This is a genomic window from Cupriavidus taiwanensis LMG 19424 (assembly GCF_000069785.1).
GTDB lineage: Bacteria > Pseudomonadota > Gammaproteobacteria > Burkholderiales > Burkholderiaceae > Cupriavidus > Cupriavidus taiwanensis.
This window is the reverse complement of the sequence record NC_010530.1, coordinates 1,124,862-1,147,269: the sequence shown is the minus strand read 5'-3', so window position 1 is coordinate 1,147,269 and position 22,408 is coordinate 1,124,862. Positions and strand designations below refer to the sequence as shown.

Annotated in this window: 19 protein-coding genes; 4 read left to right on the top strand and 15 right to left on the bottom strand. The window is 66.8% G+C overall.

The features are described from left to right. The 9 genes from RALTA_RS20890 to RALTA_RS20850 form a co-directional block, all read right to left on the bottom strand. A complete protein-coding gene (locus tag RALTA_RS20890; RefSeq protein ID WP_012355916.1) occupies positions 1-1,134 on the bottom strand; it encodes a chain-length determining protein in 1,134 nt (377 codons plus the stop codon). After that, on the bottom strand, positions 1,131-1,793 hold the full coding sequence (locus RALTA_RS20885; RefSeq protein ID WP_012355915.1) for an ABC transporter ATP-binding protein: 663 nt from the start codon (positions 1,791-1,793) through the stop codon (positions 1,131-1,133). Before RALTA_RS20885 ends, RALTA_RS20890 begins: the two co-directional genes overlap by 4 nt. Then, entirely contained in the window at positions 1,790-2,581 is a 792-nt protein-coding gene (locus tag RALTA_RS20880) for an ABC transporter permease (RefSeq protein WP_012355914.1), read from the bottom strand. Before RALTA_RS20880 ends, RALTA_RS20885 begins: the two co-directional genes overlap by 4 nt. A gap of 664 nt (positions 2,582-3,245) precedes the next feature. After that, entirely contained in the window at positions 3,246-4,334 is a 1,089-nt protein-coding gene (locus RALTA_RS20875) for an MBL fold metallo-hydrolase (RefSeq protein WP_012355913.1), read from the bottom strand. A gap of 158 nt (positions 4,335-4,492) precedes the next feature. Then, a complete protein-coding gene (locus RALTA_RS20870; RefSeq protein WP_012355912.1) occupies positions 4,493-5,938 on the bottom strand; it encodes an FAD-binding oxidoreductase in 1,446 nt (481 codons plus the stop codon). A 25-nt stretch (positions 5,939-5,963) separates the two neighbouring features. Next, entirely contained in the window at positions 5,964-6,770 is an 807-nt protein-coding gene (gene hpaI, locus RALTA_RS20865; protein WP_012355911.1) for a 4-hydroxy-2-oxoheptanedioate aldolase, read from the bottom strand. 35 nt (positions 6,771-6,805) lie between these two features. Beyond that, positions 6,806-8,278 carry an NAD-dependent succinate-semialdehyde dehydrogenase gene (locus RALTA_RS20860; RefSeq protein ID WP_012355910.1) on the bottom strand — a complete coding sequence of 491 codons (1,473 nt, stop codon included), beginning with the start codon at positions 8,276-8,278 and terminating at the stop codon, positions 6,806-6,808. 33 nt (positions 8,279-8,311) lie between these two features. Beyond that, positions 8,312-9,835: a UxaA family hydrolase gene (locus RALTA_RS20855; RefSeq protein ID WP_041232754.1), complete on the bottom strand. Its 1,524-nt coding sequence runs from the start codon at positions 9,833-9,835 to the stop codon at positions 8,312-8,314. A gap of 23 nt (positions 9,836-9,858) precedes the next feature. Beyond that, on the bottom strand, positions 9,859-10,863 hold the full coding sequence (locus tag RALTA_RS20850; protein WP_012355908.1) for a tripartite tricarboxylate transporter substrate binding protein: 1,005 nt from the start codon (positions 10,861-10,863) through the stop codon (positions 9,859-9,861). A 143-nt stretch (positions 10,864-11,006) separates the two neighbouring features. On the opposite strand from RALTA_RS20850, the gene RALTA_RS20845 reads away from it, so the two are divergent. Continuing rightward, positions 11,007-11,978 (top strand): LysR substrate-binding domain-containing protein, encoded by a 972-nt coding sequence (locus RALTA_RS20845; protein ID WP_012355907.1) that lies wholly within the window; start codon positions 11,007-11,009, stop codon positions 11,976-11,978. Here the strand turns inward: RALTA_RS20845 and RALTA_RS20840 are convergent. Further along, on the bottom strand, positions 11,938-12,738 hold the full coding sequence (locus RALTA_RS20840) for a sulfite exporter TauE/SafE family protein (protein ID WP_012355906.1): 801 nt from the start codon (positions 12,736-12,738) through the stop codon (positions 11,938-11,940). The genes RALTA_RS20845 and RALTA_RS20840 overlap by 41 nt on opposite strands. Positions 12,739-13,101: 363 nt before the next feature. Here RALTA_RS20840 and RALTA_RS20835 point away from each other — a divergent pair, with 363 nt between their 5' ends. The 3 genes from RALTA_RS20835 to RALTA_RS29180 are packed head-to-tail and all read left to right on the top strand — an operon-like array spanning position 13,102 to position 15,702. Beyond that, positions 13,102-14,535, top strand: coding sequence for a cytochrome ubiquinol oxidase subunit I (locus RALTA_RS20835; RefSeq protein WP_012355905.1), 1,434 nt, complete (start codon positions 13,102-13,104; stop codon positions 14,533-14,535). A gap of 4 nt (positions 14,536-14,539) precedes the next feature. After that, a complete protein-coding gene (cydB, locus tag RALTA_RS20830; RefSeq protein WP_012355904.1) occupies positions 14,540-15,547 on the top strand; it encodes a cytochrome d ubiquinol oxidase subunit II in 1,008 nt (335 codons plus the stop codon). Further along, positions 15,547-15,702 carry a DUF2474 domain-containing protein gene (locus RALTA_RS29180; RefSeq protein WP_012355903.1) on the top strand — a complete coding sequence of 52 codons (156 nt, stop codon included), beginning with the start codon at positions 15,547-15,549 and terminating at the stop codon, positions 15,700-15,702. Before cydB ends, RALTA_RS29180 begins: the two co-directional genes overlap by 1 nt. Positions 15,703-15,727: 25 nt before the next feature. Here RALTA_RS29180 and RALTA_RS20825 read toward each other — a convergent pair whose 3' ends face one another. From RALTA_RS20825 to RALTA_RS20805, 5 genes are all read right to left on the bottom strand, one after another. Further along, a complete protein-coding gene (locus tag RALTA_RS20825; protein ID WP_041232536.1) occupies positions 15,728-16,492 on the bottom strand; it encodes a fumarylacetoacetate hydrolase family protein in 765 nt (254 codons plus the stop codon). Positions 16,493-16,570: 78 nt separating this feature from the next. Beyond that, entirely contained in the window at positions 16,571-18,019 is a 1,449-nt protein-coding gene (locus RALTA_RS20820) for an MFS transporter (protein WP_012355901.1), read from the bottom strand. A gap of 109 nt (positions 18,020-18,128) precedes the next feature. Continuing rightward, positions 18,129-19,655, bottom strand: coding sequence for an amidase family protein (locus RALTA_RS20815; protein WP_012355900.1), 1,527 nt, complete (start codon positions 19,653-19,655; stop codon positions 18,129-18,131). An 89-nt stretch (positions 19,656-19,744) separates the two neighbouring features. Beyond that, positions 19,745-21,049, bottom strand: a complete 1,305-nt coding sequence (locus tag RALTA_RS20810) for an MFS transporter (protein WP_012355899.1) — start codon at positions 21,047-21,049, stop codon at positions 19,745-19,747. Between the two features lie 114 nt (positions 21,050-21,163). Continuing rightward, a complete protein-coding gene (locus RALTA_RS20805; RefSeq protein WP_012355898.1) occupies positions 21,164-22,384 on the bottom strand; it encodes a pyridoxal-phosphate-dependent aminotransferase family protein in 1,221 nt (406 codons plus the stop codon). Between the last annotated feature and the right edge of the window lie 24 nt (positions 22,385-22,408).

Genomic DNA, 22,408 nt, shown 5'->3' with positions numbered 1-22,408 from the left:
TTAGTCCCGGTGGTCGCGGATGATGGCGCTGAGCAGTTGCACGACGCCTGCCAGCATCAGCGTCATCAGGACGAACACCACGATGTTGTAGATTCGCCGGGGCTGGAGCGGATACTCCGGCCGGGTCGGGCTCTGCACGACCGCTACGTTCTTGAGCTTGCGCGTGGCCTCGATGCGAGCCTTTTCCAGCGCGCCGATCGCGGTCTTGTAGATGTCGAAGGCAAATTCCGCGGCGGACTGCAGGCGATCGTGCTCTTCCACCACCCGGTTCAGGCCGCGGCCCGTGGTAGAGACCATGCGCCCGCGCTGCTCCGCCATCTGGCGCTCTACCGCGGCGATCTGCGCGTCGATCTGCTGGATCGCGGGAGACTGAGGTGTGAAGACGTCCTTGAGCGCGTTGCGCTTGACCTGCAGCTCGGCCAGCGTGGCCTCTGCGTTGGCCACCACGGTGGACAGGCTTTCCACCTCGCCGCGCGGCGACACCAGGCCGTTGGCGTTCTGGTAGGCCACCAGCGCCTGGCGCGCCGCCTTCAGGCGCTCGCCCTGGTCGTGCACCTGTTTTTCGATATAGACGACCTGCTCGCTGGCGATCCGGTGCGTCATCTCGTTCATGAAGCGTTCGCCTTCGGCGACCAGCTCCTGCGCGATGGCATGCGCCATCTCCGAGGTATAGCCCTGCACCCGGATCACGAGGACGCGCGCGAAGTCATCGTATTCGACGCTGACGCGTTTCAGGTAGTAATCGTGGAAGCGCTCGAGCGAAGCATCCTCGAACCACAAGCGCGACAGCGGATCCCGGCCGCTGTCCGCGTAGTGCTTGCGCAGCCCCAGCTTCGCGTCGAGCTTCTTGAGCATGTCGACCGACAGCAGGTATTCACGCAGCAGCAGCAAGTCCTGGGGGGCCGTATTGCCGACCAGCAACGACGTGAAATCCGCCGCGCTGGCGCCCACACCGTCGCTGCGCTCCACCACCACGCGCGCTTCCGACACATACAGGTCGGACGCGATCACGCTCCAGTACACGATGGCAAGCAGGCACGCGGCCACGGCAACCTGCCAGGTCCGGTTCAGGGCGTTTACTCGTGTCAGGCACCCGATCGGCCCTGCGGCGCCCGACGTAACTGTCCTTATCATGCTGGAATGCTGTCCCTGTACGCGCGCAGGGCGTCTTCAACGGCATCGAACCAGTGCGCCTGGCCCTGGTGCAGCCAGACTGCCGACTGGCAGAAGTTCTTGAGGGTGGATTCGCTGTGCGAGACCATCACCAGCCCTGCTCGGCCGGCCAGGTCTTCGAAGGCCTTCTGCGACTTGTGCCTGAATGCTGCGTCGCCGACGGCCGTCAGCTCATCCACCAGGTAGGTATCGAAATCGAAGGCCAGCGACATGGCGAATGCCAGCCGCGAGCGCATGCCAGACGAATAGGTCTTGACCGGGTCGTCGAAGGCGTCTTCCAGTTCAGAGAACTCGCGCACGAATGCAACCTTATCCGCCAGCGCGCCCTCGATGCCGTGGATCCGGCAGACGAACTTGGTGTTCTGGCGGCCGCTCAGCGAGCCCTGGAATCCGCCGGTCAGGCCCAGTGGCCACGACACCCGGCAGTGGCGGACGATGCTGCCGAGGTTGGGCTGGTCGATGCCGCCTACCAGCCGCAGCAGGGTCGACTTGCCAGCGCCGTTGGCACCGATCAGCGCCACCCGGCTCTTCTGCGGAATCCGGAGCGTCACGCCTTGCAGCACCCACTTCGATCCGTGGGTGGTGCGGTAGCGCTTGTGGACGTCGGTGATCTCGATCATTGCGCGCTCAGCCGGGTTGCGTACCGCACGTGCATGGCCAGGCCAAGGAACACCGTGCCGAGCGCGCAGAAGGCCAGGTAGCCCAGGCTGACATGTGCTTCGCCATGGTAGGCGGCGAACCAGCCGCTGCGCATGGCTTCGAGGCCGTGCGTGATCGGGTTGACCAGCACCACTTCACGCATCCCTAGCGGCAGGCTTGATACCGAGTACATGACCGCGGAGAGGAAATAAAGCGGCGTGAAGACGATACGGATGAGCTTGCCAAGACCGGGCATGAGGGTGCCCATGACAGAGAACATCAGGCCGAGGCCGAGCCCGAACGCCCATAACAGGAACCCCGACCACAACACAAGCAGTGGATCGGCGGGCGGCACCTCGATGTCCAGCAACGCAAGGGCGGCGAGCAACACTGTGCCCACGATGACATAGATGAACGCCTCGACGGTGGCGCGCACCAGTACCGTATCGACCGGCTGCACCTGGCGGTACGAAAACAGGGCCTGATTTGCGTTGATGGCTTCCATGCCGCGTTGCGCGACATTCCGCACCAGGAAGAAGCCCCAGACCCCGACCAGGATGAACATTTCCATGTTGGCGTCTTGCCTGACCTGGTGCCTGACCACGCCGAACACCACCATCAGGAAAATGATGTGCGTCGCCGGCTCAAGCAATATCCAGATCCACGCGGCGCGCGCGCCCGCCAGTCGGGCACTGGATTCGCGCAGGAACAGTGCTCGCCATACGGACAGTGCGATGGAAACGTCCGACCGGACTGAAATCCGGTTCATTGGAGGGCGTCGTTACAGGGTTGGATACCACGGTGGCCGCCGCAGCCAAGTGCTGCGGTAGCAGTGATTTCGACAGAGGTGCTGCGGTGACGATGCGCCGTGCGCTCAAGGATGCCTGGCACACAGACAGGCGATCGTGTTGCCAGGCGGCCTTCCGTCAGGCGCGTACCCCCATTCCCATCTATTACGCTCATTATTTGGCTGCTTTTCCGGCGATTTATGCCGACTAATTTTTGGCAGAGAATATATATTGTCCCACCATAATAAGCAGCATGACCCATGCTCACAACATTCCCAGCCAAAAATCAGAAATACCTTAAAAATCAGTCACATTTTCGATGCAATCTCGGTATTGGCGCGCATGACGGCACGGCACGTCCTGCCTCACAAGGACGGTTCGGCTTTATTCCATTAATGAGAAATGCTAGAACGTTAGAATAGAAGCCTCTGCTTTGCGCAATATCAAGGCTTTCTCAGAATATTCCACCACCGACCAAGATTTGGGCAGTCGCGCAGGCCAACCGTCAAGGTATTGCATGTGCCTCGTCAAGAAGGAATCAACGCGCGTATCCGTTTTGGCACGGCGCCTCGCATCGTCTTCATGGCCACCATTTCAGGGTCGACGGCAACAAGGCACCAGGTCTAGCGGGACCGCGCTACGGCGTCAACGCATCCGATACCAGTAGCATCCGCCCGCCCCCACCTCCCGCACCGCCTCCCCCCGCGCCAGCAAGTAGTTCAGATGCGCAATGCTCTCCCCCGTCGCCATCCCCAGCAGCCCGCCACTCCCCGTAATCGGCCGCGAGAACAATTCCCCAAACACATCCACCGCCCGCCGGGGTTCGGCCAGCGCGCCGCGCAGGCGGTCCAGCGCCTGCATCTGGCTGGCGCGCAGATAGTCGATCCGTGCGTGCAGACCGCGGAACGGTTCGTTGTGCGCCGGCAGCACCAGCACATCGTCTGGCACGGCGGCGCGGACCTTGTCGAGCGAGGCCAGCCAGTCGGCCATCGGGTCGGCGTCGGGCTCGGTGGGGAACACGGATACGTTGGACGAGATGCGCGGCAGCACCTGGTCGCCGGATACCAGCAGCTTCAATGCGGGGCAGTACAGGCAGGCATGTTCGGGGGAGTGGCCGGTGCCGACGATGACTTGCCAGTCGTGGGCGCCGATGCGGACGGTATCGCCGTCGGACAGCCGGCGGAAGCTCTCGGGCAAGGCATGCACGTACTTGCCGAAGCCGCCGAAGCGGGTGCGGTACACCTCGATCGCCTCGTCATCCCAGCCGGCCTTGCGATAGAACGCGATGGCGTCGTCAGGCGCGGCGCGGCCGGTGTCGGCGGCGAGCACGCGGCACATCAGGTATTCGAGCCGGGTCATCCAGAGCTGGCAGTCGAACTTGCCGGTGAGCCATCCGGCCATGCCGATGTGGTCCGGATGCATATGCGTCACGAACAGGCGGGTCAGGCCGCCTTCCAGCGCGCCGCCACCGGCAAACAGCGCGCGCCAGGCCTGCGCGGTTTCCGGGGTCTGCAGGCCGGCATCGACCGCGGCCCAGCCGCTGCCGTCGCGGATGGCCCACAGGTTGATATGGTTGAGCCCCAGCGGCATCGGCATGCGCAGCCACAGTACGCCGGGTGCGACTTCCCGCGCACGACCAGGTTCGGGGGCATCGCCGCAGGGGTAGTCGAGTTCGGGCTTTTCGATGGAGATGGAGGCAGCTGCGAGCGCGATGTCGGGAGATTGGGCGGTCATCGGTGTCTGGGCCGGTGGGCCGGCCGTGCTGTGCGCCGTGGCGGGGGGCAGCGATGCCCCGGCCCGGCTGCGTTCTGGATAGCTGACACCTTAGCCCAGATGGGCGATTCCTGCTACGCGCCCCCTCCCCGCGTTCCGTCGCTTGCCACGCCCATAAGCTAGCGCCCCGGCGCGGGCAGCACCTTGCCCGGATTGAGCAGGTTGAGCGGATCCAGTGCCTGCTTCACCTGCCACATCAGTTCCAGTTCGACCTGCGACTTGTAGCGCGTCAGGTCGTCGCGCTTGGCCACGCCGATGCCGTGCTCGGCGGAGATCGAGCCGTTTTCCGCGTGGGCCATGCCGTCAACCAGCGCGGAGACCGGTTCATACCATTGCGTCAGGAAGTCCCGGGCGGGCTGGTCTTTCGGCCGCAGCGGATTGAAGTGGACGTTGCCGTCGCCCATATGGCCGTAGATCACCATGCGGGCATCGGGCACCAGCTCCAACACTCTGGCCGATGCCTCTTCCACGAACGCGGCGATACGCGACAGCGGCACCGAGACATCGCATTTGATGCTGCCGCCGGTGCGGGTCTGGGCGTCGGAAATCTCTTCGCGGATACGCCAGAAGGTCTGTGCGTCGGACAGGCTGGCGGCCACGGCGGCGTCCAGCACCAGGCCTTGGCTGAAGCCGGATTCGAGGATCTCCATCAGCGTGGCATTGAGGCTTTCGGCGTCGGTGCCGGAAGTCAGCTCGACCAGCACCATCCAGTCGTGCCGCTCCTGCAGGGGCGACGCAATGTTGCCGAGGTATTCCAGCACAAGGTCCAGCGCGGGCCGCGAGATCAGCTCGAATGCGGTCACGGCCTGGCCGGACAGGCGCTTGGCTTCGCCGAGCAAGGCCACGGCGGCGGCGGGATCCGGCACGGCGACAAAGGCCACGGCGCTGCTGCGCGGCTGGGGCATCAGCTTGAGCACGGCGCCGGTAATGATGCCGAGCGTGCCTTCCGCGCCGACGAACAGTTGCTTCAGGTCGTAACCGGTGTTGTCCTTGCGCAGTCCGCGCAGCGACGAGTAGATGCGGCCATCGGGCAGCACCACCTCGAGGCCCAGCACCAGGTCGCGCATATTGCCGTACCGCAGCACCGCGGTGCCGCCGGCATTGGTCGACAGGTTGCCGCCGATCTGGCACGAGCCTTCCGAGCCGATGCGCAGCGGGAACAGGCGCTGTTCCGCCTCGGCGGCGCTGCGAGCCGCGCTCAGCGTAACGCCGGCCTGCACGGTCATGGTGTCGTTGACCGGGTCGATGGCCAGTACGCGGTTCATGCGGCTCAGGTTGACGACCACGGCGGTGCCGCTGTCATCCGGCACGGCGCCACCCATCAAAGAGGTATTGCCGCCCTGCGGCACCACCGGCACGCGCTGCGCATGGCACCACTGCAGCACGCGGCTGACTTCTTCCGTCGAAGCCGGCAGCACCACCACCTGCGCCTGGCCGCGATAGATGCCGCGGTAGTCTGTGACGTAGGCCTGCGTATCGGCGTCGCCACTGCGGCAGGCGTTGGCGCCGACGATGGCCTGCATCGCGCGCAAGGTGGTGTCTGGGGTGGGTAGCTCGGCGGTCATGGCGATAAGGCGAAGGAAAGTCGGGTCAGTACGCGGCTGAAGGCTTGCCGGTACCTGCGTCTGCCTGCGGCTCACGGAACGAAGCAGCCAGCTTGCGCGCGGCATTGGCATACAGCATCACGTCCACGCCCGTGGCGACGAAGGTGCAGCCCAGGTCGAGGTAGCGGCGCGCGAGCGCGGGGTCCGACGTGAGCGTGCCGGCGGCCTTGCCGCTGGCGATGATGGTGCGCATCGCGCCTTCGATGGCGGCCTGCACGTCCGGATGGCCGGGGCGGCCGCGGTAGCCCATCGACGCGGCCAGGTCGGCCGGGCCGATGAAGACGCCGTCGACGCCGTCCACCGCGCAGATCGCTTCCAGGTTCTGCAGCGCGGTGACGGTTTCGGCCTGCACCAGCAGGCAGATTTCGTCGTCGGCCACGTCGAGGTAATCGGTACGGGCGCTCCACTGCGATGCGCGCGCAATCGCGCTGCCCACGCCGCGGATGCCATTCGGCGGGTAGCGCGTGGCGCTGACCAACGCGCGCGCCTGCTCGGCGGTATCCACCATCGGCACCAGCAGGCTGCGCGCGCCGATATCTAGCAACTGCTTGATCAGCGGCACTTCGCCGGCCACGGCGCGCACCACCGGCTGGACCGGGTACGGCGCCACGGCTTGCAGCGCCTGCAGCGTCGAGCGCAGGTCGTTGGGCGCGTGCTCGCCGTCGATCAGCAGCCAGTCAAAGCCGGCGGTGGCCGAGACTTCGGCCAGGTACGGCGTCGCCATCGACAGCCACAGGCCGATCTGCGCCTGGCGCGCGGCCAGTGCGGTCTTGAAGGGATTGTTTGCGGGCATGGGAATTCCTGTGCGAAGAGGATGCGCCTGGCGCTTCAGCCTAGCTGGCCCTGGCAAAGGTACTTGGTATGCATGTAATCGTCCAGGCCGTGGCGCGAGCCTTCACGCCCGTAGCCGGATTCCTTGACGCCGCCGAACGGTGCCGCCTCGGCCGCGATCGCGCCTTCGTTGATGCCGATCATGCCGGTCTCCAGTGCCTGGGCCACGCGCCAGATGCGGCGGACGTCGCTGGAGTAGAAATAAGCGGCCAGGCCGAACGGGGTGTCGTTGGCGTCGCGGATCACCTCGGCTTCGTCGCGGAAACGGAAGATCGGCGCGACCGGGCCGAAGGTCTCTTCGCACGACAGCGCCATCGCGGGGGTGGCACCGACCAGTACCGTCGGCGCATAGTAATTCGGGCCGTCGGCGCGGCGCACGCGCTTGCCACCGGTGACCACGCGCGCGCCCCTGGCGACCGCATCCTCGACATGGCGCGCAATCTTGTCGACGGCGCGCGCATTGATCATCGGGCCGATCTGTGCGGCGTCTTCGGTTGCCGGGCCGACATGGAGCGCGCCGACGCGCTGTGCCAGGCGTTCGACGAATGCGTCGTGCACTGTGTCATGCACATAGACGCGGTTCGGGCACACGCAGGTCTGCCCGCCGTTGCGGAACTTGGACGCCATCAGGCCATCGACCGCGGCATCCAGGTCGGCATCGTCGAAGACGATGAACGGCGCGTTTCCCCCCAGTTCCAGCGAGAGCTTCTTCAGCGTTGCCGCGGATTCGCGCGCCAGGTGCTTGCCGACCGGCGTGGAGCCGGTGAACGTGACCTTGCGCACGCGGCTGTCCGCCAGCCAGGCATCGACCACGCCGGGCGTGTGCTCGCGCGAGGCCGTGACGATGTTGACGACGCCCTTCGGCATGCCGGCCTGTTGCGCCAGCCCTGCCAGCGCCAACGCGGTCAGCGGGGTATCCTCGGCGGGCTTGGCCACCACCGTACATCCCGCGGCCAGCGCGGGCGCGATCTTGCGGGCGATCATCGCCAGCGGGAAGTTCCAGGGCGTGACGGCGGCGACCACGCCCACCGGTTCCTTCAGCACCAGCAGCTTGCGGCCCGGCACGGCCTCGGCGACGATGTCGCCGCAGATGCGCGTGGCTTCCTCGGCAAACCACTCCACGTACGACGCGCCATATTGCACTTCGCCGCGCGCTTCCTTCAAGGGCTTGCCCTGTTCGGTCGAAATGATGCGCGCCAGGTCGTCCTCGTGCGCGAGGATCAACGCATGCCAGCGCTTGAGCAGCTGGGCGCGTTCGCGCGCGGGCCGGCGGCTCCAGGCCGGAAAGGCCGCGGCGGCGGCGTCGACGGCAAGGCTGGCATCGCCGGCATCGCTGTCGGCCACGCTGGCGAAGGCCTCCGCGGTGGCCGGATCGGTCACGGCAAAGCGCATACCCAGGCTGGCATCGCGCCATTGGCCGTCAATCAGGTTCTGGCTGCGCAGCAGCGTGGGCTCGGAAAGCTTCAGCATCGATATCTGTGGGAAGAGATGGGTGGCGCGCGCTCAGCTGACGATGCCGAGGTGCCAGGGCACGAATTCGTTGTCGCCAAGGCCGAGCAGCTCGCTCTTGGTCGGCTCGCCCGAGGCCGCGCGCAGGATGTGTTCGAAGATCCGCTGGCCCATCTGCGGCACGCTCAGCTCGCCGTCGAGCACCAGGCCGCAGTTGATGTCCATGTCTTCTTCGAGCCGGTGGTACATCGCGGAATTCGAGGCCAGCTTGATCGTCGGCGCCGGCTTGGAGCCGAACATCGAGCCGCGCCCGGTGGTAAAGCAGATCAGGTTGGCACCGCTGGCGATCTGGCCGGTCACGGCCACCGGGTCATAACCCGGCGAGTCCATGAACACAAAGCCGGCCTGGTCGATCGGCTCGGCGTACTCGTACACCGCCTGCAGCGGCGTGGTGCCGCCTTTCATGGCCGAGCCCAGCGACTTCTCGAAGATATTGGCCAGGCCGCCCTGCTGGTTGCCATGACCGACCACGCCGTTGAACTGCGCGTTGTGGCCCGCCGTGTAGCGCTCCCACCAGGCCAGCCGGTCCAGCAGCTTCTGCCCGACTTCCGGCGTGACCGCGCGGCGGGTCAGCATGAACTCCACGCCGTGGATCTCCGGGGTCTCGGACAGGATCGCGGTGCCGCCATGGCGCACCAGGATGTCCATGGCCGCACCCAGCGCCGGGTTGGCGCTGATCCCGGAAAAGCCGTCGGAGCCGCCGCACTCCAGTCCGATCTTCAGGTGGCTGGCGGGCACCGGCTGGCGCACCGCGGCGCTGGCTGCCGGCAGCATCGATTCGATCGCGCGGATTCCCGCCGCGATGGTAGCGCGCGTGCCGCCGGTATCCTGCATCACCAGCGTATGCACTGCGGGCCCCGGCTCCAGGCCTTGGGACTCCACCAGCGACGCGACCTGGTTGCGCTCGCAGCCCAGCCCCACGATCAGCACGCCGGCGAGATTGGGATGGCGCGCATAGCCGGCCAGCGTGCGGCGCAGCACGTCGAAATGCTCGCTGGGCGACGACATGCCGCAGCCGCTGGTCTGCGCAAAGGCGACCACGCCATCGACATTCGGATACTCGGCGAGCCGCTGCGGCGTGAAATGCGCCGCAATCTGGCGGATTACGGTGGACGAGCAATTGACCGACGACAGGATGCCGATGAAATTGCGCGTGCCGACGCGGCCATCCGCGCGCACAAAGCCGTTGAAGGTGGCGCGCTGCGCCTCCGGCACGTAGTCCACCGGACGCACATCCTGGCAGAAGGCCGGATCGCGATAGAAGTCGACCAGCGTCAGGTTGTGCGCATGCACGTGGTCGCCCGGCGCGATATCGCGCGCGGCCACGCCGATGACGGTGTCGAACTTGCGCACCGGCGTGCCGGCCGCGATGGCGCAGGCCGCGATCTTGTGGCCGGCCGGCACCTGGGCGCGCACGCGCACCGCGGGATCGGCCAGCTGCTGGCCCAGGCCGAGCTCGCTGCGCGCCACCAGCACGTTGTCGCTGGGATGCAGCCGGATGACGGGATTGGGATTCACTGGGTCTTGGCCTTCGCGCGACATCAGCTTTGCTGCAGCAGTTCTTTCAGCTTGAGGCGCTGGATCAGCTGGGTTTCCTGTTCATAGACGCTGGCGACGTACTTCTTGTAGTCGGGCCCGTCCAGGTACATCACGGGCGCGTCCAGCCGCGCCGCGACCTGCTTGAACTCGTTGCTGGCGACCGCGGCGCGGAAGGCGTCGCGCAGCTTTTTCTCCACGGCGGGCGGCAGGCCCTTGGGCGCGCCGATGCCGTTGGGGGCTTCCACCACCACGTTGTAGCCCAGCTCCTTGAGCGTGGGCGTGTCCTTGAAGCGGGTCGCGCGCTGTTCGCCCCACGTTGCCAGCAGGCGCAGCTTGCCGGCTTCGACGTGCGGCGCCCATGAGCTGGAATCGGCGAGCAGCTCCACTTGCCCGGCCAGCACGTCCTGCAGCGCGGCCGCACCGCCCTTGTAGGCGATGGCATTGAACTGTATGCCCGCGGCCAGCGCGAACTGCTCCATGCCGACATGGGTGGCGCCGCCGATGCCGGCGTGCGCATAGGTGATCTTGCCGGGGCTGGCCTTGGCGGCGGCCACCACGTCCTGCAGCGTCTTGTAGCGCGAGTTGGCAGGGACCGCGATGCCGAAGGTCTGTCCCGAGGTGCGGGCCAGGTAGGTCAGCTCTGTGCGTGGGTCGAGCTGCAGCATGCCGAGCTGGGAGAACCGGGTGACCGAGATCGGGATCTGGCCGATGGTATAGCCGTCGGGGTTGGCACGCGCCAGGGCTTTGGTGCCGATCATGCCGGACGCGCCGGCACGGTTCTCCACCACGATCGACTGCTTCAGGATGCCGCCGGCCACCTGGCACAGCGCGCGCATCGACTGGTCGGCGGTGCCGCCCACCGGCCACGGGCAGATAAAGGTGATGGGGCGCTCGGGGTACTGGTCGGCCAGCGCCCGCGTGGCCGGCAGCAGCACGCCGGCGGCACCCGCGGCGGCTCCGATGAGCAGGCGGCGGCGCTTGGCATCGATGGGGAATGCTTCAGTCATTTGCGGGTGTCTCCGATGTTTTGATTATCGGCGGAGCCGGCGCTGCCAGCCTCGTCATGCCCGCATTCTGTCGGCGCAAGCCATAACAATCCAATCGCTAATTGGCATTGCTTCATAACCTTATGGTTAGCTAGACTGCGGGCATGGTACAGATCGACCGCGCGCTGCGCTCCAATATCAAGCTGCGCCACCTGCAACTGCTGGTGGCGCTGGACGAGTTCCGCCATCTCGGTCGCACTGCCGAATTCCTGTCGGTAAGCCAGCCGGCGGTGTCCAAGGTGCTGACCGAAGTCGAAAAAATGCTGGGGCTGACGCTGTTCACGCGCTCCACCCGCGGCACCGAGCCCACGCCCGCCGGCGAGTCGCTGGTGCGCTTTGCGCGCTCGGTGCTGGCTCAGTACGAGCAGACCCGCGACGAGATTGCCGCGGTGCAGAGCGGCGCTTCGGGGCGCATCCGCGTCGGCTCGATGGGCGCGGCACTGCCAGTGCTGCTGGCACAGTCAGTGGGCGTGCTCAAGCAGCGCCACCCGCACGCCGCCGTGCTGGTGGAGGAAGGCGACCTGACCCACTTGCTCCCCAAGCTGCGGCTGCGCGAACTGGACCTGATCGTGGGCCGTCTGGAGCCCGGCTATGCGGCGCCGGACCTGCTGACCGAAGCGCTCTATGAAGAGCCGATGGTGGTGGTGGTGCGGCGCGGCCACAAGCTGGCGCGCAAGGACCGGCCAGGCTGGGCCGATCTCGCCGCGATGCCGTGCGTGCTGCCGCCGCCGTGGGCCTCGCTGCGGGTAAAGATCGAGCAGGCCTTCTTCCGCTACGGCCTGCACCCGCCGCAGGACGTGATCGAGACTTCCTCGTACCTGGCCCAGGCCACCTTCGTCGACCAGCGCGGCGCTGCGGGTTTCATGGCGGAATCGGCCGCACTGGCGATGCAGCAGGAGGGCCGCCTGCAAGTGCTGAAGATGGAGGTGCCGGTGGAGCTGCCACCGGTAGGCATCATCACGCTGCGCGAACGCGCGCCATCGATTGGCACCGACCAGCTGCTGGCGTGCCTGCGCCAGGCGGCCGCGGCGAGACCTAGCCCGCGCCGCGCGCCACCAGCACGGGCACCGAAGTAGCCAGCAGCGCCACCCCTGACAACGTCAGCAGCGTCAGCACGATCTTGCGGAAGGTGGCCTCGCTGATGCCCAGGTAAAGCCGGGTGCCCAGCAGCGTGGGCACCAGCATTGCCGGCGCCACCACCAGGAACATGGGCAGCATCTCGCGCGTGACGATGCCCTTGCCAACATAGGCGGCCATGGTCATGGCCAGCGTGGCGAGGTTGAAGTTCTGGATCACGGCGCGCTGCTCGTCCTTGTCGAAGCCGCGCAGCGTGCACCACAGCGTGGGAATCACGCCGGTAAAGCCGCCGATGCCGCCCATCACGCCGCCGGCGGCGCCAGCCATGCCGTCGGCCACGCGCCCGCCCACGTCGATATGCGGCAGCCGGCGCGCCATCAGCATCACCGGGCACCACAGCGTCAGGAACGCGCCCAGTATTGCCTTGAACCACTGCGCGTCCAGCAGCGGCAACACCGCCACGCCCAGCGGGATGCCGGCCACGCCGCCAGCGACGAATGGCCACAGGCGCCGCCACGACAACCCGCGACGCACCGACGCGGCAGCCAGCAACTGGCCGGTGAGCGCGCCGAACACGGTCATCGCCGCGGCCAGCCGCGGTTCGATCGCCCAGGCCCAGAACGACATCGCCACCATGCCGAAGGCAAAGCCGGACAAGCCCTGGACGAAGCCGGCCACGGCGGCACCGGCAATGACGATCAGCAAGGTGGAATCGAAGGACACAGGCAGGACGCGGAAGGCGGACGAGACAGGGCGCATAACTATGCACTTCCCTGCCACGGTTGTCAGCCTTCATGCCTGCTGCAGTGCGCCAATCTGATACGGTGTTTTTCCATCGATTTGATTCTGTTCCGCCTCGCTTTGCTCCGCTACGATTTCCCCATCAGCAATGGCCTGAGCGGCAAGCACAGGCGCGCCAAAAGGTGCGGCGATTTGTCGCCCGGCCGCTACCGGGGACGATGCTGCCCTTTGCGGCGCACGCGGCGTACACTACGCTTACCGCACGCGCCTGCCCCCGCGCCCCCGGCGCGCTTCTGCCTGCGTGTGAACTGCCCAAGCCTCTTCAACGCAGTCCGCACCCGACCGAGGCACGCGCCAGGCCAGCGCCACGGAGAACACGACATGTTTGGTTTGACCGCGCTCGACCTCGCCCGCATCCAGTTTGGCTTCACCATTTCCTTCCACATCGTCTTTCCCGCGATCACCATTGGCCTGGCCGCCTACCTGGCGGTGCTGGAAGGCTGCTGGCTGCGCACGCAACGCCCGCTGTACCGTGACCTCTATCACTTCTGGTCCAAGATCTTTGCCGTCAACTTCGGCATGGGGGTGGTTTCGGGCCTGGTGATGGCCTACCAGTTCGGCACCAACTGGAGCTTCTTCTCCGAGTTTGCGGGCAGCATCACCGGGCCGCTGCTGACCTACGAAGTGCTGACCGCCTTCTTCCTGGAAGCCGGTTTTCTCGGCGTGATGCTGTTCGGCTGGAACCGGGTCGGCCCCGGATTGCATTTCTTTTCCACGGTGATGGTAGCGCTGGGCACGCTGATCTCGGCGACGTGGATCCTGGCCTCGAACAGCTGGATGCAGACACCGGCGGGCTTCGAGATCATCGACGGCCGCGTGGTGCCCACCAACTGGTTCGAAGTCATCTTCAATCCGTCGTTCCCGTATCGCCTCGTGCATATGAGCGTGGCGGCGTTCCTGGCCACGGCGCTGTTTGTCGGCGCGTCCGCCGCCTGGCACCTGCTGCGCGGACGGGACAATCCCGCCATCCGCAAGATGCTGTCGATGGCGATGTGGATGCTGCTGATCGTCGCGCCGATCCAGGCGGTGATCGGCGACTTCCACGGCCTCAACACGCTCAAGCACCAGCCCGCCAAGATTGCCGCGCTGGAGGGACATTGGGAAAACAAGGGCAACGAGGCCCTGCCGCTGCTGCTGTTCGGCTGGCCCGATATGGCCCGCGAGGAAACGCGATTTGCGGTCGAGGTACCGCACCTGGGCAGCCTGATCCTGACCCACAGCTGGGACGGGCAGATCCAGGGCCTGAAGGAGTTTCCGCCGCAGGACCGGCCCAATGCGACGATCCTGTTCTGGTCGTTCCGGGTGATGGTCGGCCTGGGCCTGCTGATGATCCTGCTGGGCGTGTGGAGTTTGATATTGCGGCGCCGGGACCGGATCTACCGCGTCCGTCCGTTCCTGCATATGGCGCTGTGGATGGGACCGTCTGGCGTGATCGCCATCCTGGCCGGCTGGTACACCACCGAGATCGGCCGCCAGCCGTGGGTGGTGTACGGGCTGCAGCGCACCGCGGACGCTGTCTCGCCGCACGGCGTGCCGGAGCTGGCGACGACGCTGGCGATCTTCGTAGTGGCGTATTGCTTCGTGTTCGGCGTCGGCATCGCCTACATGATGCGGCTGGTGCGCAAGGGCCCGTTGCTGGAAGAGCCCAAGCCGTATGGCGGGCCGGGCCGCGAACATACGCCGGCGCGGCCCCTGTCGGCCGTGGACGACGATGAAGTCCTCGCCCCCACCCCCACCGCACGCACCCGGAGCTGACACCATGGGCATCGATCTCTCGCTTCTCTGGATCGTCATCATCTTCTTCGGCGTGATGATGTACGTGGTGATGGACGGCTTCGACCTCGGCATCGGCATGTTGTACCCGTTCGTACCCGATCGGCATGACCGTGACGTGATGATGAACACTGTCGCACCGGTGTGGGACGGCAACGAAACCTGGCTGGTGCTGGGCGGCGCCGGGCTGCTGGCGGCGTTCCCGCTGGCGTATTCGGTCGTGCTGAGCGCGCTCTACCTGCCGCTGATGCTGATGCTGCTGGGCCTGATCTTCCGCGGCGTGGCGTTCGAGTTCCGCTTCAAGGCCAATGACCGCGAACGTCCGGTGTGGGACGCCGCCTTCATCCTCGGCTCGGCCACGGCCACGTTCTTCCAGGGCGTGGCGCTGGGCGCCTATATCGACGGCATCAAGCTGGAAGGCCACCGCTTCGCCGGCGGGCCGCTCGACTGGCTGGCGCCATTCCCGCTGTTCTGCGGCGTCGGGCTGATCGTGGCCTACGCCGTGCTGGGCAGCACCTGGCTGATCATGAAGACCGAGGGCGACCTGCAGCAGCGCATGATCCGCCTGACCGGCACGCTGGCGTGGCTGCTGCTGGCGGTGATCGCCGTGATCAGCCTGTGGACGCCGCTGACCCATCCCGAGATTGCCGAGCGCTGGTTCAGCCTGCCCAACCTGTTCTGGTTCTCGCCGGTGCCGATCCTGGTGGCGCTGTGCATGTTCATGCTGATGCGCGCGCTGCGCCGCGAGCCGGATATCTCGCCCTTCCTGTATGCGCTGGGACTGGTGTTCCTGGGCTACAGCGGCCTGGCGATCAGCGTCTGGCCCAATATCATCCCGCCCGGGATCTCGATCTGGGAAGCCGCGGGGCCGCCGCAAAGCCAGGGCTTTGCGCTGGTGGGCGCGCTCTTCATCGTGCCATTCATCCTGATGTACACGGTGTGGGCCTACTACGTGTTCCGCGGCAAGGTCCGCCACGGCGAGGGCTACCACTGATGGGCGCGCCGCATACGGAAAGCGGCACCCGCGCCGGCACCTGGCTGCGCCGCGTCGGCTGGCTGGTGCTGATCTGGGCTGCCAGCGTGGCGGCGCTGGGCGTGGCCGCGTGGGTGCTGCGGCTGATCATGCGGGGCGTGGGCTTCCACAGCTGACGCCCCGCGCACCGGTGTGTGAACCTCAGAGCTGGACCGAGGCTTCGCCGACGCCATCGAACGCCGCCGTCACCAGGTCGCCCGCGGACGCATCGAGGATGCCGACCCAGGTGCCGGTGGTCACCACCGTGCCGGCCTCGACGCGTGCCCCGTCGCGCGTGGCATGGCGCAGCCAGGCAACCAGTCCATGGGCGGGATCGCCTAGCGCATGGGTGCCGCGGCGCTCGAAAGTCTGGGCGCCGATCTGCACCACGCAGCGCTGGCTGGCCCAGTCGCGCGCGGCATAGTCGCGCCACGCCCCCAGTACCAGCGCGCCATGCGCCTGCAGGTCCGCCAGCTTCAGCAAGGCGGGTGCCTGCACGTACTGCTGCCAGCGCGAATCGACGATCTCGATGGACACCGCCATCGCCTCGACCAGTGCTGCCGCACCGGCGTAGTCAAGGCGGGCGGCCTGTGCCGCGTCCACGCCCTGCCCCAGCCGCAACGCGATCTCCGCCTCGATGCCGCGCCATGTGAAGGGCCAGTCCCCGGCATGCGCGGGGCTGTTCCACACCCCGGCCGCCGGCAGACGCGCATGGGTCAGCGTGGCTTCGCGCGAGGGACCCCCGGATTTCCAGTACGCGGCGCCGGGCTCTTGCCAGCCCAGTGACTGCGCTACGATGGCCTGCACTGCGTAAGCCTGCTCGGCATTCTCCAGCGCCGTGGCGAACGGCTGCGCATCAACGCAGCGGTGCTCGCGCCGCGCGCCGAGCAGCGCCTGGGCGACCTGGTCGATATGGGTGGATGTCATGACTTGGTTGATTCCTTGTGAATTCATGGATGCCCGTCAGGCCGCGCCCGCACCACGCTGGCCGGCGCGGCCGCGGCTTCAGGAAGCGCTGGCGTTGGCCGCCTCGCCGCGCACCTCGTGCTGACCGTCGGCGTCATCGTCGGTCTCGCCCATGGCGCGACCGAAGGTCTCGGGCGCGAACTGCACGGCCAGCGCGAAGACGCCATACATCGCCGCCAGCATGCTGAACATGCCGCCGACGCCGTAGGTCTCGAACACGCGCCCGCTGACCAGCGGCGTCAGCGCCCCCGCCAGCGTGCCCAGCGCCAGGATCAGCGAGGTACCGAAGGCGCGCACATGGGTAGGATACTGTTCCGGCGCGAAGATCCAGATCGAGGTATTCAGCAACACCACGCAGAAGGTGAAGGCCGCGCCGAACAGCAGCACCAGCGCCACGTTATACGTCAGGAAGCCGAAGCACAGCCCCGCTGCACAGGCCAGGCCCGCGCCCACGGTCAGCACCCGCTTGCGCGGGATGTGATAACCGCAGTACGACGCCGCCAGCGCGCCGAACAGGCTGCCGCTCTGCATCACCATGGTGAAGAGAAAGCTCTTGGAGATGGTATAGCCCTGCGCCATCAGGATGGTCGGCATCAGCGTCAGCACCGAGATCTGCGCGCCATAGGTCATCGACACCGCGATGCCCAGCGCGATGGTGCGCCGTCCCAGCCGGCCCTTGAAGATGTCGCTCAGCCGCACTTTGGCGCGCGGCGCTTCATCCTGCATCGCCGCCTTGATGTATGGCGTCGGCTCGCCATCGAGCTTGCCCAGCTTTCCCGATGCCAGCACCGACAGCACGCGGTTGGCCTCGTCCACGCGGCCCTTGGACAGCAGGAAGCGCGGCGTCTCCGGGATAAAGCGCCGATAGAATATGACGAAGAACGCCGGCAGCACCAGGCAGGCAAACAGCCAGCGCCAGCTATCGGGTCCCGGGAACATGGCAAAGACCGCCAGCCCGAACGCGGGCGCCAGCATATTGCCCAGGCCGCCGCTGCCCACACTGACCAGGCCCACCGCCGTGCCGCGGAAACGGGTCGAGCACAGCTCCGCCAGCATGGTCACGGCGATCGAGATCTCCCCGCCCAGGCCGATGCCGACGATAAAGCGGCCCGCCGCCAGCACCCAGTAGTTCGGCGCCAGTGCGCAGATGATGGCGCCCAGCGTGAACAGCAGCAGGTTGGCGCTCAGCATCGCGCGCCGGCCGTAGCGGTCGGCGATATAGCCGGAGCCGATGCGCCCCAGCGCGGCCGCGCTGAACGTCAGTGTGTTGAGAAAGCCGATTTCCGCCACCGAAATGCCCCACTGCTCGCGCAGCATGGGGCCGATCAGGCCGACGGCGTTCTGCTCGAACACATCGAACATCACGCCCAGCATGATCATGAAGATGATCTTCTTGTGCGAGGCGGTCACCCCGATGCCGTCCATGGCCCGGTCCAGCTCATGCTGCTGGGGGGAATTCGGCGATTGCACTACAGTTTCTGCGCCCATCTTTTGTCTCCTCCTCGTCTAGAGGTCGCCGCGGTGTGTCCGCGAGCCTGGCGCCGCCGTGAGCGGCGGGCATTGTCGAGCAGCGATAAAACCTCGTTCCGGCGCGCCGTTACGCCAGGGCCGGCGTCGAGCGCGGCGGCCGGCGGGCCTGCAAGGCCTGCTCGGTCGCGAACGCCAGGCGCAACAACACGGGCTCCGTGAAAGGCAGGCCGAAGAATTCCAGCCCCACCGGCACGCCTTGCGGCGCATTGCGCTCCGGCGCGGAAAATCCGGCCGGGATGACGATGGCGGGAAAGCCGGTGGCCGACGCCAGCACGCCGTTGCGCTCGGTCTGGGTCTCGCCGACCGGAACCACTAGCCGCCGCTGGTGCGGAAACACCAGTGTGTCAAGCCGATGCTGCGCCACCAGGTCGCGCAGCCATTGGCGCAAGGCGTGCTGGCGCTGCAGGCGCTCGCGATATTCGGCCTCCTGCCCGCTCAGCGCGACCGCGGTGGCCAGCGTTCCGGCCACGCTGGGATGCACGCCGCCCGCGGCGATGATGTCCTGTATGGACCGCACCCGCACACCGGGCGCCAGCTGCGACAGGTAGGCATCGAGATCGCGCGCCATCTCGTAGTGGTGCACCAGCGTGGAAGCCAGTAATTCGTCGGGGCGGATGGCGTCGTCGATGTCGACCAGCCCGGCGCCCTGTGCGGCGATGAGGGCCAGCGCCTGCTGCATCACCGCGTTGACGGGGCGATGCTCGTCCTGGCCGCCGAAGAAACTGCGCAGCACGCCGATGCGCGCGCCCCGGAGTCCGTCGCGGTCGAGGCTTGCGGCATAGCTTGCCGGGAGATGGCCGGCGCCTTCGCTGGTGACCGGATCGGCCGGGTCATGGCCGGCGATGACGTCGAGCATCAGCGCGGCATCGGCAACGGTGCGCGTGATGGGGCCGATGGTGTCCTGCGTCAGCCCGCACGGGATCAGCCCGGCGCGGCTGATCAGCCCCATGGTCGGGCGCAGTCCGACCAGGTTGTTGGCGGAGGCCGGCGAGCGGATGGAATTGACCCCGTCGGTGCCAAGGCCAAGCACGCCGAAGCTCGCCGCGATGCCGGCGGCGGTGCCGCCGCTGGACCCGCCCGGCGTGCGGGCCAGGTCATAAGGATTCAGCGTCTGCCCGCCCAGCGTGCTGACGGTCTCGCCGCCGGAGGCAAGCTCGTGCAGGTTGGTCTTGGCCAATACCACGGCGCCCGCCTCGCGCAGGCGGCGAATGACGAAGGCATCGCTGGCGGACACGTTGCCGCGCAGGCATTCGGCGCCCGCGGTCGTGGCCATGCCCGCGCATTCGATGTTGTCCTTGACCAGCACCGGCATGCCATGCAGCGGCGCCAGCGGTTGCGAGGGATTGCGCGCAACGATGGCGTCGAGGCGGTCCGCTTCTTCCAGTGCCCGTGGATGGACCTGCAGGATGCTGCGCAGCGCGGGGCCGCGCTGGTCATAGGCGGCGATGCGGTCCAGGCATCGGCTGGCCAGCTGGCGCGCCGTCAGCGTGCCATCGCGCATCGCGGCATGCGCGCCGGCAACGGTGGCTTCCATCACGCTGAACGGCGCGTGCTGGCCCGCGCCGTGCGGCACCGGTTCGTCAGAGATCTTCATGAAGGGTTTCCATGCGCCGGCAAGGCGCGCGAAGGGTTGGTGAAGTGGGGCGGGGCCACGGCAAGGTGGCCACGCCCCGCCTTGCCCGGCTATCGGTTGACCAGCCTGGCAGGGATCGTCCAGATCGCGAAGGCGCCGAGGACCAGCATGCCGGCGATCATGTAGTAGGCGCTGTTGCCGCTCTGGGTCACGTCGCGCAGATAGCCGATCATGTATCCGCTGGTGAAGCCGGCCAGGTTGCCGATCGAATTGCTCATGGCGATGGCCGTGGCCGCTGCCGCGCCGCTGAGGAACGCCGTCGGCAGGGACCAGAACAGCGGTGTGCACGTCAGGATGCCGGCGGCGGCGATCGACAGGAACACCAGCGACAGCGCGGTGTTGTGCATCACCCATGGCAGCGCCAGGAAGCCGATCGCGCCCATCATGCAAGGGATGATCAGGTGCCAGCGCCGTTCGCGGTGCTTGTCGGCGCTACGGCCGAAGCAATACATCGCGACAATGGCGGCCATGTACGGGATCGCGCTCAGCAGGCCGATATGGAGCGGGTCGGCGACGCCGGTCGACTTGATGAAGGTCGGCAGCCACAGCGTGATGCCGTACTGCCCCGTGACATAGCAGAAGCAAATCAGGCTGATCAGCCAGACACGCGGATCGGTGAACACCTTGCCGACGCGGGCCTGCGGGTCCGCCGCCTTGACGTCCTCCGCCTTGGCCTGCTCGAGCACGCGCTTCTCGTCGCTGGTGAGCCACTTGGCCTTGGCGATGGAGTTGTCGAGGTAGTAGAAGCAGAAGCAGCCCAGCAGCACCGCCGGCACCGCCTCGATGATGAACATCCATTGCCAGCCGCCCCACCCGCCAACACCGGCCATGCTGCCCATCAGGAAGCCCGACAGCGGATTGCCGATGATGCCGGACAGCGGCGAGCCCATGCAGTAGATCGCCATGATCTTGGCGCGCCGGTGCGACGGATACCAGCACGACAGGTAATACACGATGCCGGGCGTGAAGCCGGCCTCGGCCAGGCCCAGCAGGAAGCGCAGCGTGTAGAACTGCGTTGGCGTCTCGACGAAGGCAAAGCACGCGGACAGTATCCCCCACGTGATCATGATCCGGCCGATCCACACCTTGGCGCCGAACTTGTGCAATGCCAGGTTGCTCGGCACTTCGAACAGGAAGTAGCCGATAAAGAAAATCCCGGCGCCCAGCCCATAGACGGTTTCGCTGAAGCCCAGTTGCTGCGACATCTGGAGCTTGGCAAAACCTACGTTGACACGGTCGAGATAGGCGATCAGGAAGCAGACCATCAAAAATGGCACCAGCCTCCAGCTCACCTTGCGATAGGTCGCATCCTCGAACGTCCTGATCCTTGTTCCCGCCTGCAGGGTCGTATCCACAGCGTCTCCTCGGTATTTTTGTCAGGTACGGCGGTGCTGCGCTGATCCGTTGCGATCAGTTGCCGGCCGGGGCGGCGCGTGCGGCCGCCCCGGTACCGGATGGGAAGGGTTGCGTCAGGCGGCAGCCTGGAGCGACAGCGGCACGGTATGCGCGGCGAGGTACTCCATGGCGGCAACGGTGCCGCTGGCGGCGACCGGCACGCCCGAGATCTTCAGCCCCATCTCGCAGCCGGCCAGCGTGGCCATCAGCGTGAGATCGTTGCAGTCACCCAGATGGCCGATGCGGAACATGCGGCCCTTGACCTTGCCCAGGCCGGCGCCCAGCGACATGTTGAAGCGCTCATAGATATGGCGGCGGACCACGTCCGCATCGACCCCATCGGGCATCATCACGCCGGTCAGTACCGGGCTGTAGACCGACGGGTCCGCGCACTGGATCTCCAGGCCCCAAGCCCTCACCGCGCGCCGGCACGCCTCGGCCAGGCGCTGGTGGCGGGCAAAGACGTTGTCCAGGCCCTCCTCCAGGATCATGTCGAGCGCTTCGGACAGGCCATAGAGCAGATTGGTGCTGGGGGTATAGGGCCAGTAGCCGGTCCGGTTCATCTCGATGATTTCATTCCAGCCCCAGAAGCTGCGCGGCAGCCGGGCCGAGCGCGAAGCCTCGATGGCCCTGGGCGATACCGCGTTGAAGCTGATGCCCGGCGGCAGCATCAGGCCCTTCTGCGAGCCCGACACGGTCACGTCCACGCCCCACTCGTCATGGCAATAGTCAGCCGATGCCAGCCCGGAGATGGTGTCGACCAGCAGCAGTGCCGGATGGCCGGCCGCGTCGATGGCGCGGCGCACCGCGGCGATATCCGAAGTCACGCCGGTCGAGGTCTCGTTATGCACCACGCACACCGCCTTGATGGCATGCGCGGCATCGGCGCGCAGGCGCGCCTCGATCATGTCGGCCTGCACCCCGTGGCGCCAGCCCTCCACGCCCGGCAGGCCGAGGAATTCCGGGCGGATCCCCAGGTTCTCAGCCATCTTCTTCCACAGCGTGGCGAAGTGGCCGGTTTCGAACATCAGCACGGTGTCGCCGGGGCTGAGCGTGTTCGACAACGCCGCTTCCCATGCGCCGGTGCCCGATGCCGGGTAGATCACCACCGGGTGCTCGGTCTTGAAGATTGTCTTGATCCCATCCAGCACCTTCAGGCCCAGCGCCCCGAATTCCGGGCCGCGATGGTCGATGGTCGGGTAGCTGATGGCACGCAGGATGCGGTCCGGAACGGGGCTGGGCCCGGGGATCTGCAGGAAGTGGCGGCCGGCGGGATGAAAGTTGAGATTCAGCATGGAACTCCTCCGTTTGGGTTTTGA